General features: G+C 63.4%; 12 protein-coding genes and 1 pseudogene. 3 read left to right on the top strand and 10 right to left on the bottom strand.

Annotated elements, in window-relative coordinates:
* Positions 1–1,689, bottom strand: a complete 1,689-nt coding sequence (locus tag BLV31_RS03545; RefSeq protein WP_064060015.1) for an ATP-dependent nuclease — start codon at positions 1,687–1,689, stop codon at positions 1–3.
* A gap of 22 nt (positions 1,690–1,711) precedes the next feature.
* Here BLV31_RS03545 and BLV31_RS25995 point away from each other — a divergent pair, with 22 nt between their 5' ends.
* Together BLV31_RS25995 and BLV31_RS25990 are read left to right on the top strand one after the other, a co-directional pair.
* The gene (locus tag BLV31_RS25995; RefSeq protein WP_064060016.1) at positions 1,712–1,930 is read left to right on the top strand and encodes a type ISP restriction/modification enzyme; all 219 of its coding nucleotides are present in this window, start codon (positions 1,712–1,714) and stop codon (positions 1,928–1,930) included.
* A gap of 148 nt (positions 1,931–2,078) precedes the next feature.
* Positions 2,079–2,432 (top strand): type ISP restriction/modification enzyme, encoded by a 354-nt coding sequence (locus tag BLV31_RS25990; protein WP_437438431.1) that lies wholly within the window; start codon positions 2,079–2,081, stop codon positions 2,430–2,432.
* A gap of 137 nt (positions 2,433–2,569) precedes the next feature.
* Here the strand turns inward: BLV31_RS25990 and BLV31_RS03530 are convergent, their stop codons facing one another.
* The 3 genes from BLV31_RS03530 to BLV31_RS03520 form a co-directional block, all read right to left on the bottom strand.
* A complete protein-coding gene (locus BLV31_RS03530; protein ID WP_064060018.1) occupies positions 2,570–3,076 on the bottom strand; it encodes a hypothetical protein in 507 nt (168 codons plus the stop codon).
* 138 nt (positions 3,077–3,214) lie between these two features.
* Positions 3,215–3,937 (bottom strand): YfbU family protein, encoded by a 723-nt coding sequence (locus BLV31_RS03525; RefSeq protein WP_064060019.1) that lies wholly within the window; start codon positions 3,935–3,937, stop codon positions 3,215–3,217.
* A 128-nt stretch (positions 3,938–4,065) separates the two neighbouring features.
* Entirely contained in the window at positions 4,066–4,524 is a 459-nt protein-coding gene (locus BLV31_RS03520; RefSeq protein ID WP_162273056.1) for a GNAT family N-acetyltransferase, read from the bottom strand.
* 433 nt (positions 4,525–4,957) lie between these two features.
* Here BLV31_RS03520 and BLV31_RS03515 point away from each other — a divergent pair, with 433 nt between their 5' ends.
* Positions 4,958–5,998 carry a DUF4062 domain-containing protein gene (locus BLV31_RS03515; protein WP_064060020.1) on the top strand — a complete coding sequence of 347 codons (1,041 nt, stop codon included), beginning with the start codon at positions 4,958–4,960 and terminating at the stop codon, positions 5,996–5,998.
* A 232-nt stretch (positions 5,999–6,230) separates the two neighbouring features.
* Here BLV31_RS03515 and BLV31_RS03510 read toward each other — a convergent pair whose 3' ends face one another.
* The 6 genes and pseudogenes from BLV31_RS03510 to BLV31_RS25985 all read right to left on the bottom strand — a co-directional run bounded on the left by BLV31_RS03510 (position 6,231) and on the right by BLV31_RS25985 (position 12,834).
* Positions 6,231–8,051 carry an ATP-dependent nuclease gene (locus tag BLV31_RS03510; protein WP_072740458.1) on the bottom strand — a complete coding sequence of 607 codons (1,821 nt, stop codon included), beginning with the start codon at positions 8,049–8,051 and terminating at the stop codon, positions 6,231–6,233.
* A 458-nt stretch (positions 8,052–8,509) separates the two neighbouring features.
* Positions 8,510–9,631: an XRE family transcriptional regulator gene (locus BLV31_RS03505; RefSeq protein WP_064060022.1), complete on the bottom strand. Its 1,122-nt coding sequence runs from the start codon at positions 9,629–9,631 to the stop codon at positions 8,510–8,512.
* A complete protein-coding gene (locus tag BLV31_RS03500; protein ID WP_064060023.1) occupies positions 9,624–10,316 on the bottom strand; it encodes a hypothetical protein in 693 nt (230 codons plus the stop codon). The genes BLV31_RS03505 and BLV31_RS03500 overlap by 8 nt, the downstream gene beginning before the upstream one ends.
* Before the next feature lie 321 nt (positions 10,317–10,637).
* Complete coding sequence (locus BLV31_RS03495) at positions 10,638–11,651, bottom strand: hypothetical protein (RefSeq protein ID WP_064060024.1); 1,014 nt, start codon at positions 11,649–11,651, stop codon at positions 10,638–10,640.
* Between the two features lie 7 nt (positions 11,652–11,658).
* Positions 11,659–12,687 (bottom strand): annotated as a pseudogene (locus tag BLV31_RS03490) (site-specific integrase); the annotation flags it as partial.
* A gap of 12 nt (positions 12,688–12,699) precedes the next feature.
* Positions 12,700–12,834, bottom strand: a complete 135-nt coding sequence (locus BLV31_RS25985) for a hypothetical protein (protein WP_371850688.1) — start codon at positions 12,832–12,834, stop codon at positions 12,700–12,702.
* Positions 12,835–13,490: the final 656 nt, after the last annotated feature.

The raw sequence follows: 13,490 nt of genomic DNA, 5'->3' as shown, positions 1-13,490 counted from the left end.
TCAAGACTCCAGCAGACACTCGAGTGCGGCGGCAAGATGCGCCGGCGGGCAAAGTTGCGTGCTTGCCAACCGTTGTGCCCAGCGTCCCTTGCCGCCGATCGTCGAGATCATGTCGAGGAACTCCTTCACTCCTGGAGTCACTTGCTCCCAGGCTTTCACGGTTCGGGTGTCCTCGGTGTCGTCGAGAAGGTCGGTCAGCAGCGCAACGATCGCGGACCGATTCGAGTCCGATGCCACGATGATGTCGTGCTCGAACGTAGTTGCACCGACGAAAATGGCGTCCGGGTCCGCGCCGATTTTCTGCTCCAGCAGCTGCTTGCGGCGAGCACCGGTGACCTTGATGTCGGGGTCTCCGTCGGTCAGTACTGCCCACGGGATGCCCAGTGCCCGGCACAGCTTGATGTATGCAGCGAAATGGGTTCCGCCGATGGCGCACACCGAGATACCAACCTTGTCCAGGTCCACGCCAATCGTGCGTGCGAGGGCGGGGACCATGAGCTGCTCGGCGACGCCTTCGACGAGCAGTACCCGCCGGGCGAAGACAAGTTCCGAGCGAGTCGCGTCCAGGTACCGGTCGATGTCGTCCCACTCGTCCTGGGCCATGTCCGCCTCAGCAGCTGCGTGTGCAACGGTGCCGCCGGGTGTCGCGCGCAGCATGACCAGGTTCCGTGCTGAGGTCGCGCTCGCGATGTGCGGCGAATGGGTAGTGACGACTGTTGATCGGTTGACGTCATCCTGCTGCAGATGTTTGAACAGCAATCGCTGGAGATGCGGATGCAGGTGCGCCTCAGGTTCTTCGATGGCGAGTAGCACATGCGCGACCTCCGAACTCTCCAATCGTTGCTTGAGCTGCAACTCGAGTAGCGAGAAGTACAGAACGTTCAACGCCCCAAGGCTGGTGCCGGTTAGCTGCCGTTGGGCAGTGCCGTCGACGAACAGTTGCATTGCCCGTATGAGCCTTCGTGGATCCGGGGGTGCCGCGGCCAAGGTCGCTTCCAACCCCTGGTCCGCCCCGACGGCGGCTGTAGTGCTGGTGGAGATGTCGTTACTCAGCGTGACGAGCGGGTCCAGCTTGTTCAGGGTGTCGTTTGCTGCCTTCATGGCCTTGTGGACCTTTTCGAGGTCGGCAGGGGATGCACTCTGGGAAGCCGCTTCGAGAAGCGCTCGAAGCGGCGATCGGCGCCAACTCTTGACGTCGCTCTCGACATCGCGGAGAGCGTGCATGAACACGGTGATTAGGCGATCACGCACGTCTCCGGCAAAAATGGGCCGTTCGGCGGCGCCTCCGTACAGGCGCGCTCGGTAGACCACCTCCTTATCGACCCGCGGATCGGGCTCCCACCGATAGGTGAGCCGAGCGGTCAACGGACTTCCAGTCACGAGCGCATCGCCGAGAGTTGTGACGACGGAGGCTTCATCCTCGAAATCGGTGACTTCCAGGGACACTTCGACTATCTCACCGCTGCTGGTCGGGTCTCCGTCTGCAGCCTTAAGCCCATCCCAGAAGTCCTCTGGCCGCAACCGTCGCTGGTCGCCTGACAGCGTGTTGTCGAGAACAAGTCGCATCGCGTGCAGCAGGTTGCTCTTGCCAGACCGATTCTCGCCAACGATCACAGTATGGCGGGTCAGTGGAACATCGATATCGACAAGGTTGCGGAAGTTCTTGACCGCGATTCGGCTCAATCTCACGGAGACACCGTAGCCTCGACTTGTGAAGATTAGCTGTACTTCCTACCGCGGCGCGGTCGGCGACCAGGTGAGTAAGGACGACGTCTTCTACTATGTCTACGGCCTGCTCTACGACCCGATCTACCGCGAAACCTACGCGGCGGACTTGAAGAAAATGCTTCCGCACATCCCGAACCCGAAGACTCGGGATCGGTTCGAGCAGTCGCAGCCGTCGGCCGTCGCCTCGCAGACCTGCACGTGAATTCCGAGACTGCGCAGCCGTAAGGCCTAGATATGCAGGTCAAGAAGGAGGCCACTGCGGAGGATCGTGAGACACAGCGGGTGTCGAAGCTCAAGTAGGCCAAGGAGAAGGACCCCGAGACCGGCAGGACGTCGACGACCGCACCACCATCGTCTACAACCTGAAGGTCACCATCACCGGTATCCCGGAGGTCGCTGAGCGATACATGCTCGGGTCTCGGTCGGCGTTGGCATGGAGCATCGACCACCGCTACCAGGCCAAGACCGACAGAACATCCAGGATAGTCAACGACCCCAACGACTCGTGCGACGAACACGAGAACCCCACCTACGTAGTCGACCTCATCCGTCGCGTGATGACGGTCGCGGTCGAGACATTGAAGATCGTCGACTCGCTTGCACACGTCTTAGTCATGATCGGCCCGGGGGGAGATCGAGGAAGTGAGACGAGCAAGTCCCTGAGTGGTGGATGGTGGTACCGTTTGGGGTGCCCGAGGCAATAGCCGAGGGAAGTGGTTCGTGTAGGAGGTCTCCGGAGCGTAAGGACCCCTGTGGGGCAGCTCCAGCTAGCGGTTTCCAGCCTTGCGCGCCCATCATGCTCAAGAAGAACCCCACCCCACGGGTGGGGTTCTTCTTGTTCTTAAAGCCTGAACACCTCGATTCGGTGCGCAATTTTCGCTCTCATCTGCCCCCCGCGACCCCAGGCCCATGCGTGGATATCGGGGAGCCATAACAGTGGATCGCTCGGTGAAGCATGGTCGTAGACGAACGGCGCCTCGGCGCCCAAGGCGTCGCGGATCGTCCGGTTGTCTTCCCGGTCCTGGTTGCAAGATTCGATGAGGACCCGGCTCACCGAGAGCGTGGCCAGATCGCGAACAGCGGCCCCGAGAGTGAGATCGCGAGCGCTTCGTTCGGGCATCTTGCCCGATTTCACGATGTAAAGGCGGCTGGCGGCGTCGAGCTTTGCTACCTCGGTGACCAGCTTCGGCGCGTCCTTCTTGCTGACAGACTTCATGTGGATCCGTGCACTGCCTCGCGGACGCAGTGCATCCACCTGCTTACGTAGAGCCGCGATGTCGCCGGCGGCGACGGTGACAGCGCAGAGCATGTAGCCGTCACGTTTGGACTCATCGATGAAGGCGTGCACAGGCGGGGATCTTGTCAGTGGAGGGGGCAAAGTGAGTCCGGGAGTTGAACCAGGTAGTCGCTGTGTCGGTGACGTTAGCTCCCGACCCTATGGCTTTCAGACCTACGCCCGCAGTTGCGGATTCTATGCAGATCCGCGTCATCGGAAGCTGACCTCCGCCAACTCGATGAGCTCTTCGAGGTCGAGACGATAGGCATCGAGAGAATATCCCCGGCTTTTGGCGCGGGCGGTGATGATCGGCCGGTAGGTGTCCAGCAGAAGTCGGTAAAAGGGTAAACAGCGGTGATGAGAGTTGCCGTCGTCGCCGATCTCCCCCAGTCGTGGACCGATTTCCGACCATCTCCTTCCGCGCACCAGATACTGCACATATGACAGCAGTCGACCTTCCAGCTCATCGCTGATGTCGAATCCCCGGAACTGCAGCCGGTCGATGCGTTCTTTCCCGAGGACGGCTCGATCAGCGGGGCTGAGCGCCTCGATGCTTGCGCCCAGGACGCGGAACATATCGAGCAAGTCCCAGACCAAGGCGCATTCGGTGCGGGTGAGTTCCGGACCGACCGCAGCGAACACGTCGCCGTACTCGCCGGCGTACCCTTCCTCGAGAGTTTCGCTTCGCCGTGCGTAGTAGTCGGCCTCATCGGGCACGAGAGCGGCCAAGATCCTCGACTGGTTCGCGAGCAGCAGCCGTTCGGTCATCGTCAGTGACTGAGGAACATCGCCGCGACGCATCTCCACGTCGCGACCAAGCAACTGATCGATTTGGTCCCGCAACAATGCACTGACGGTCGTGCCCTTGGATTGGGCCAGCGCCTCAAGCTCCTCTCGGGTCTCGTCGCTGACGCGGAGCGTGAGGGTGGCCATCGGATCCTCCATGTAGTCTGAACTACAGATAAGAATACAGTACTTATCACTGTAATACCGCATTACGCCGCGGCGTGCGTGGCGTCCCCGGACGCTGTGCTGTTTACCGCTCCACTAGCAGGACGTGCTCAATGGACCTGATGGTCCTCCGAAGCGGAGCGGGACTTCGAGACCGCTCGGAACCGTTCGACGCCGGGATACAACTCACCGAGCGATTCGATACCGAACCCGATCGACCGATAGAAGCCCACTGCATCGTGATCTGTCTGAGCTTCGATCAGGGCGCCGGGATACTGGGCTTGAACCCAGCGAACCAGGGCAGTACCGATACCTCGGTGCTGCCAGCGGCGATCGGTGGCGATATGGAGCAGCTCGACTGTGCGAGGCGTACCCGCATGACAGAGGTAGCCGACGACGCCGATAGGCGAATCCTCCGCGAACACTGCCGCCAATTCGGCCGGTCCAGCACGGTAACACGCGCAGGCGCGGTCGAGTCGCTCTGGATCGGTTCCTCCAACGGCAAGACTCAGAAGATCGACGAGACCTTCGAATTCGACGATTGTTGGTACAACCACGAATGCCGGCATGGCAGCGACGTTAACAGCGAAAGGGTCTGCCTCTGTGATCGACCAACAGCACATCACCTCAAAGCTTCGATCCGGACAGTTGCCGCCCAGTCGGAACCCGCGGTGAGCCACGCCGCTAGATATGGGCGGCGCCAACGCACCAAGGCTGCGGCGATTTCCGTGCCGAGTCCGCGCTTCCAACGGACTAGGCGCCTGACGTTCGTTCCGTCCCCTCCCGTCCCTCCCGACTGATCGTCACTCAGCTGGTTCGGTTGTCGGCTGCCGCCGAGGGCGTTCCCAACCGCCGAGCTGCTCCGGGAACTCATAAGGTCCTCCACAACACGTGTCGTGATGGTTGCAGGGCCGGGCATCGCCGAGATCTCGTCCCTGACACGCCCCGCTCCAGTGTGTCGACGGCGAGCCGCACGATCCGCTCCTCGATAGCATCGCGATCATGGAAAGGCGCTACCAGGTCTTCATCAGCTCAACGTTCACCGACCTTGTCGATGAGCGCCGCGAGGTCATGCAGGCCCTGCTGGAGATGGACTGCCTCCCGGCCGGCATGGAGCTGTTCCCCACCGCCGACACCGACCAGTGGACGCTCATCAAAGGTGTCATCGAGCAGAGTGACTACTACCTGGTGATCCTGGGCGGCCGGTACGGGTCAACCACCGAAGAAGGGATCAGTTACACCGAGAAGGAGTACGACTACGCAGTCGAGATCGGCATCCCGGTGATGGGCTTTGTCCCAGCAGAACCGGACGAGATCCCTGTCGGCAAGACCGACCGGAGCGATGCGGCCGCAAAGAAGCTCGCAGAGTTTCGCAAGAAGGTCCAGCTGAAGATGACGAAGGACTGGAAGAACGCCGAGGACCTCGGCTCCAAGGTCACCCGCGGTCTGATGCACCTGATCAGGACCAACCCACGACCGGGGTGGGTGCGCGGCAACCAGGCGATGACCCCGGAGACGCGGGCGGAGATCGCCGAGCTGAAGGCGAAGATCGCCCAGTTCGAGAAGAAGGAAGCCGAGACCTCGGCGGCAGAGCCGACGCAGCTCGACGAGCGTTTCGCGTACGGTGACGACAAGATCGAACTGGAGCTCGCCCACAAGGGGTTCCTCAACGGAGATCGCATGGAGGACGGTGATCTCACCTATACCTGGGACGAGATCGTCGAGGTGCTTGGTCCGTTCATGATCGACGAGGCACCGGAGCCGGTGCTGCGAAAGACGTTCAACAATCACATGCTGCGCGAGATCCAGAACGACGGCGGCGTCATTTGGTCGAGGGGCTGGTACAACGAGTCTGCAGAGATTTCCGACAAAGCGTGGGGCGCGATCATCGTGCAGCTGAGGGCGCTGGGTCTGATCACCACGGGCACGAAGAAACGCACAGTCAGCGACAAGTCCGTCTACTGGAAGCTCACTCCGGCCGGTGACCAGTACTTGGTGTCACTTCGCGCGATTCCCAGCACAGTCACCAAGGTCGACATCTAGCGTCGAAGGCGCGCCGTGATTAGATGCCAGTCTCCTGCACGGCGCGGGTCTGCCGATCAGCGCATACATCCTCGATCGACGTATGCGGCGATCCAGGCGATGTTGTGTTTTCCATGTCCGATGCATCGACCAATGCTTAATCGGCGAAGGCGAGTTCGACTATTGAAGAGTCGATGTAGTCAGCGTCTGGAACGCGATGTTCGGCGGGGCTGCAGAGCGAGAGGGTCACCGCTCACAGAGGCGACCGCTGGTGCTCCCTGACGATGCCTCGGAGCCAGTCGTCGAGCGGACGAACGGCTTGAGGGAGAGATGGTCGGGAACTCAGGTGCTCTCGTAGCAAAGCCGACGGGAGGTGGGGCTTTGTCTTGTTGGAGGTCTTCCGCAGTGAGTTCCAACCCTTCGAACCCAACCAGGACGCGAGTTCCTCTTTCCCCTGAGGTCCCTTTGCGTATTTCTCCGCGGTCGCGCGGTCTAGTTGCTTCTCACCGGAGGGACCGAGCATCTCGACGAGGTTCTTCTGCCCGACTGTGTCTATGAGCAGGCCTTCGAGGTCGGATGCGAGTACGAAGGCGTCCCAGGGCTCGAGTACCGCATTCAGGTCGGCCTGCTGCGAGAGCGCGGCTTTCAGGTTCGCCACCTCGGCGTCGGCCAATGCACGGATCTGCGCAAGGTCCGCTTGCGACGGACCCGGCTCCTTTACCTTCAGTATTTCCAGCAGCTTGCGTTTGCCATTGCCGCCGGCCTTGTGCACTCCGTCCTTGTCCGTGATGACGTAGGCGCGCACACCGAAGAGCTGAGCGAGCCGGATGAGATGAGGGATGTTGTCGATGCTCGACGCCTCGATGACGGCGATGCCCAGGGCGTAGTGGCCGCCTGCCCCGCCGGTGATCCGCTCCAACAAGTAGTCGATCAGGAGCTTGTCGCCGTGCCCCTCGACGAGGATGACCGCACTTGCGAACACCAGCTCGCTGTTGGTCGCGTCGCAGTACCTCGACAGGCGACCTTCGTCGGCGTCGGACAGCTGGTGGCGCTTCGCCGTGTACGTCATCCCGGACGGGCTCAGAGGCAGTCGGACGATCTGGCGGACGGAGAACGAGTCCACCAGGACTGGGCTGTGGGTCGTCACGACGAGCTGCGCGTCGGCGGAGATGTCCCTGAGGATCTTCGCCATCGCCCGCTGGGTCTGAGGGTGAAGGAAGGCCTCGGGCTCCTCAATCACGAACACGACCTTCCCCGCCGTCTGCTTGCTCCGAGATGCAACATATCGGAGGACTCCGAGCACCATCGCGGACTGGAATCCGGTGCCGCGCTCAGCGATCGAGACCTCGATCTCGTCCTTGCTGGTGATGACGGCGTTCTGGAGCATGCCGCGCAAGGCGTGCCGCGAGTCAGGCAGCTTGATGCCCAGGTCTCGCTCACGGAAGGGCAACTCCGCGGCGACCGCCTCCACCGACTCGCTCAGCACCCTGTGGACAAGTTCCTCGACCGGGGCGATCGCCTCCTCGAATTCCTTCTGCAACTGCGTCTTCCGCGAGCCGCCCGACCGCACCAGCACCCCTTCGAGGGTCTCGTGCAGGCGGAGCAGTGACTGGTCGTTCTGGCCGTCGCCGGTCTCGCTTACGCGTACTGACGGGATCTTCACGAAGCTGAAGGACTCGAGCACCCGCTCGTAGAGCTCCCGCGCCCGGGAAGACTTGCGGCTCGCGTGATAACTGATCTTTCCGCTTCGAGTGCACGAGATCTTGACCCAGAACGTCCCATTTCTCACGACCGCATCCGCGAAAAACTGCGCTTCTTGTTCGGTCAGGCCGCTGAACTGGACCTGGATGCTCGACAGCATGCGTGGACCGCCGTAGACGTAGTACTCGTGCAACGGCTTCAACCCCTGGAGGTCCTCGCTCGACGGGTCGGAGAAGAACGCCTCGAGCACGCGGAGGAGTGACGACTTGCCGGCGTTGTTCGGTCCAGCGATCAGCTGCAGCCGAGGATCGACTTCGATGCTCAGCTGCTCGAATCCCAGGAATCGTTCGACGTCTACACGATCTATATGCACGAAGCTCAACCTACGGGTGGGATTGCACTCAGGCGGGGATCTCAATGACGCCGCGCGTTGTGCTATCGAGCATGTCCTTGTGGACGGACCACCATTCGACAAGCGGTCGTCTGCATGAACACCTGAGCACATAGTCAGGAGATGGGTGCTCAAGCCGAGAATCGTTCAGTCACTGCAGACGCCAGGGACTTTGGGTCCAGTCCCAGAAGTGTTGTAGCGCTGTGTAACCCGTAGGTCTCAGGTACTGAGTGCAGGCATGGTATCCGCTCACATCTCACTGTCGGTATCGGCGACGGTGTTCAGACGGAATCGAGTCAGCACGTCGAGGCCGAGATAGCGTCGGCCTTCGAGTCATTCGTCCGACGGGTCGAGCTGGATCGCCGACACCACCGCAAGCGAGCTGGTCCGAATCGATCCCCCTCGGAAACGATGGACACCAACAACCAGTTCTGCCGTCGTCATTCGCCGGCGACGAGACGCAGCGTGGGGCGCTGATCGACCACTCCGATCAGGTCGCGTACCTGCCTGGGGCTGATTTTGAGGACTTCGGCGAGGACGGGCACGCCTGCACCGTGGTCCGCAGCCAGCGCGGCAGCCTTCTCCAGAAGAGTTGGCACTTCCCCCGGGAACGCGCCCGTCGGGTCAGCGGTCGGGTCGTGGACCATGGCAAGGCGCTGGTATGCCCGTCGAGCAGACGATTCGGTGGTGCGGCCGCGCTCGACCATCCGACGGACCAGTGAATGTGGTGAGACTCCCCACGTCCTACCCAGCCGGTCCAGAGCTGCCAGATCGAGCCGTTGAGGGAGGGCCGCATCCATCGACGACGCAGGGGTGAGGAACGCGGCGGCGAACTCGTCGGCTTCGCGTTCGATGGCCGCGTTGTGTTCGCCGGACTCGGCATGCAGTAGCAGGTGACCGATCTCGTGCGCGATGGAAAACCGGTGCCGAAAGACGTTCTCGCTGCGGCGCGGCGTCGTCACGATGATGGGGCGGTCCACGATCACGACGGAGAAGGCATCCACCGCGTCGATCTCGCCGAGCGGGCGCACTGCGATCACGATGCCCCGGGACTCCGCCGTGGCGACCAGATGCTTGACCGGTCCGTCGGGCAGGTTCCAGTGCCTCCGCAGGAGCTCGGCGGCGTTCGAAGGAGAGGTCCCGGCATGCACAGCGGGCAGATCGACCTCTGGGAGCTTGACATACCGTTCAAGGGCAAAGGTCAGCTCCCACACCAAGGTAGTCATGGCCAACGCCTTCTGGCGGTCGCTCACGCGCGCTGACCGCAGGCTCCGGAAGTGCGCGTTGACCGTGTCGATGCGCGCCAACGGACGGCCCACACTGAAGAATCCCGGGCGCACCTTCAGGGCTTGCGCCAACCGGTCGAGGACTTCGGGCCGCGGCGAGTTGACTCCGGCCTCGTACTGCCCGATCGCAGCGGGCGACACGCCCACCTCGGTGGCCAGGTCTGACTTGCTGATGCCGAAACGGACACGGGCTTGAGTCAGCCGTGCCGGCTCGAAGCGGCTGTGTGTCTGCCAGGAACTGGGCGGACCGAAGAGGCTCGGGGTGTCCTCACTCATCCGGTCGGGTTCCCTCCTGCTTCTGTGGTTCGAGGGTGGGGCCATGGGGTGTGCCGCTGTCGAACGCCTCGACATCAGACGCCGCCTCGCCGAGGGTCGATGCAGGCTCCCAGATGATCTCCTGCCCGCGCAGCCTGACCTTGCCGGAGTCGTCGAGGACGGCGATCGCCCATGTAATCGACTGCAGCTGCCACGGCGACGACTGGACCATGACGAGCACTAACGGCATCGTGTCGCCGACAGCCTCCATCATGCTCGTGAGCTCGTCCTTTTCGAGAATGTCAGCCGCCGGGTCGCCCTCGTCCGCGAAACCCGGCTCGAACAACATCGGATCAGGAGGCGGTGCAGTGAAACCACTTTTCTTCGTCGGGCTCGACGCGAACCTGGAGATCGCGTCCACGCCCTCCGGGACGCGCCACACGTACACCAAGCAGTTATTGACGATGGGGAGCTTGTAGCCCGCCGGGGTCAGTTTGTAGGACTGGAAACCCCGGCCCGTCAGCGCGTCATGGGTATCATCCAGGAGGTCGCGCCATTGGCTGCCGAACCCCATCGAGTACCGGGTTCCCGACACTTGGTGCGCCTCCGCGAAGAGGCCGTGCCTGGATCGCACAACCTCGACAACCAGATCGCGAACACCGGCAGCGTGAGAGCCGAGAGCGTCGGTGGGTGATTCCGGGACCATGGGGAACCTCCTGAATCCTCGTCCGGAGCCGCGGATTCGGCCAGGATCAACTTCATTCTGACACATGGTTCGCGCAGTATCGCTTTAGGTGTGCGCGTCGGCATGTCATGTCTCGCGATCGCGGGGATTCTGTGGAGAGCTGGCCCCTGCCAGACTGAGATTAGTCACGAGAATGCTGCTGGACGAGCACTGGGGTGCGCATTTTCGGGGTGGGACCGGAATCGGTCACAGAGTGGGCGCCACGGCCGGCTGCCGTGGCGCAGCGATTGCGGGAGGCTTGTGTTGCCTGCGGGCGCTGCGGAAGATTCCCACAACTGCCGATTATAGGTTTTCCAGTACAGCGAGCAGCTCATCCAACAGCGCGTCGGCCCGCTGTTCGATCTCCCCGAAGACATCGGTGAGGTCTCCGAGTGCCTCGTGGTCGCGGCGCCGAGCTGTGATGCCGCGCTCGTAGTAGCCGGAATCGAGGATGACGTCGGACTCGACCGACGTACCGATGTCGTCCTGCGGGGGAACGGGAAGAGCCTTCCGTACCGGGGCCCGGCCGGACAGGTGTGCGCGCACCAACATCGACACCGATTGGGGGGTCACGGATTGCGCGTGAGGGAGATGTCCCCAGCGGTCGATCGGAGGCAGCAACGGTTGCCGGCCCTGTTCCGCATCGAGCGGATCCGCAACGATCTCGACGGGATCGGTGAGGTGATGACGCAACAGGTGCGTGCCGGGGTACTGGTCGAGGAACGCCTGGACCTCCGCCCACCGCCGATAGATATCGGCGGTGGGATTGCCCCCGGTCTCGGGATCCGGTGGGAGACGGAATCGTTCACCGGTCCGGGCTGTGGCCACCAGGGCGCCGTTGTCGAGGCGGAGGTCGCGGCGGCGTAGCCGGGTGATGTCGGTGAAGCTCATGCCGGTGGCGGCGAGGACCATTAGCAGGGCATCGCGGCGGCCGAACAGTCCGCTCGGCCACCCCTCGGTGGGCAGCTCGGCCGCTCGCTGTAGTAGGAGGCGTCCGAGCCGGTCGAGGCGGTGGGCGCGGGTGGTGTCGAGGTGCCGGCGCACCGTCTCGGTGCGCCCCGGCGGGGGGTAGCCGTGGCGGGTGTGGACGGCGTTGATCGCCGACAGGCGGCGCCGCTGGGTCGCGATCGCGGCCGGGTGCTCGTGCAGGAACAGCGCCAGGGTCTCGGGCGAGGCGGGAATAGGGCGGTGGTCGGCGGCAAGACACCAGTCGGCGAACAGCATCCAGTCCTGGCGGTAGCGACTCGGGATGCGTAGGCCCAGGGCGGCATCGTGAACATCGTTGTGGCGGGAGAGCTCTCGGACGGTGCGGATCATCGCGCCCTCACAACCCGAGATTCGTGACAGCGTTCCCAATGAGTGGGGCGTGTTCGCGGGCGTAGGTCTCCAGCATGGCGGGGGTGCTGTGCCCGGTCTGGCGCATGATCGCGTGCGCGGACGCACCGTTGCGGAAGGCCTGGGTGACGAACCCGGCCCGCAGCGAATGCCCACCCAACTGCGCGACGGTCTCGGGGTCGTAGCCGGCCTGCTCGGCGCGGCGGCGGATCGCTTTGTGCACCGCGGCCCCGGACAGGGGTGTGTCGGAGAGGTTGCCGTTCTTGCGGATCGCCCGCAACCACGGCGAGGACGGCACCATGCGCGGGCGCGAGCCCCGGCACACGTGCGCCTCGAACGGCTCGGCAGTGCGCAGCAGCCGGATGACGGCGGGCCGGCCCCCGGTGTCGAAGGCGGCGACGACCTGTGCCCACCGCAGCCACGCACAGGGCGGGCAACTCACGTGGTTGTGGGTGAACGGCAGCGCCCGGACACTCCCCCGCCCTTCCTGATCGGTCTTGGACTTGCGCAGGCGGATGTGCAGGCCGTCGAGCCGATGCACGGAGACATCGCTGCAGGTGAGGGCGACGAGTTCGCTGCGGCGGAACGCCCCGGCGAAACCCAGCAGCAGGATGGCACTGTCGCGGCGTTCGAGGACCTCCGCGGCCCAACTGCCGGTATCGGCGCGCATCTTCTCGACGATGGTGACGATGTCGGCGGTCAGCAGCGGCGCCCGCGGACTGCGCGGGCGCTCCCCCGCGGCGGCGTAGTCCCGGCGGATCCCGGACAGGGTCGCGGCCACGAGCTCGTCGCTGCCGGGAGCGGGATGGCCGGCGCGGCGGTGGTGGAAGCCGATGCCGGCGACCCACCGGGCCAGGGTGGCCGGGGAGTAGGCCCGCTCCCCTGCCTCCGTGACCGTCGATGCCGCGTCGTGGAGGTAGGCGGCGACGGTGAGCGGATGCGCCGGCAACGCGGCGTGCCCTTCGCGCTGACACCAGGCGGTAAACCGGTCCCAGTCCGCGGCGTAGTTACGCCAGGTCGACTCCGACCGCTACCGCGCCGCCGTCCCCGCCACCTGGGCGAGGGTCTCGACCGACAGAGCCGGCACGGACGGCGCGACGGAGTCCGGAGAGGTCGGTACAGGCGTCGGGACGTCGTCCGGGCGCATCAGCATGTCGTCGGGCACGGAACGGGAGCCTACCGCCCCGCACCGACGCTCTCGAGCAGGAAAACGCGCTCACCTCGGGGTTCGAAGGAGATGGTGCGCTAATGGCAATTAGCGCACCACCACACGTGTTTGACATAAGCAGCCAAACTCCAGCGCTCATCCCCGACCCAGTCCTTCCCTCCGGAAGTAGAGCGTCTCAACTCTTCAGCCCCATCCGAACCGATCGGGCCACATCAGATACACCAAGTCATAGCCTTATGATTAAACCGATTTTCCCACAATAGTTTTCGGCACACGTGCCCTGTCATTCCTTACCAAAACGTGCGACCGAGATCAGACTGTCGATGTACTGTGCCAGATACCAAGAACTTGTTGTGTCAACCAGTAATTTGGTCGCCTCCCGGTTGCGGATCGAGGCGCTTCGGTGGCATGCTCGCGCGGCCTGTCGACACGAACCACGGTTACCGGGGTAATCCACGATCCATGGCGGTAATGAGCCGATGGAGTCTGCATACCGGTGGTGAGGTCGAGCACGGGCCGTGGATCGATCACATCGCTTCCGACCTGGCCTGCACAGGTCTGCGGACGTGGGCCATCACGGAGGAGACCGGAAAGCTCAGTGACCATACTTGGGTGGCCTGCATCGTGCGCCTCACTACGTAGAGGCATGCATC

The organism is Rhodococcus pyridinivorans (genome assembly GCF_900105195.1).
In the GTDB taxonomy this organism is placed as follows: Bacteria; Actinomycetota; Actinomycetes; order Mycobacteriales; family Mycobacteriaceae; genus Rhodococcus; species Rhodococcus pyridinivorans.
Note: the sequence above shows the minus strand (reverse complement) of the source record. Positions and strands in the feature narration are given on the sequence as shown.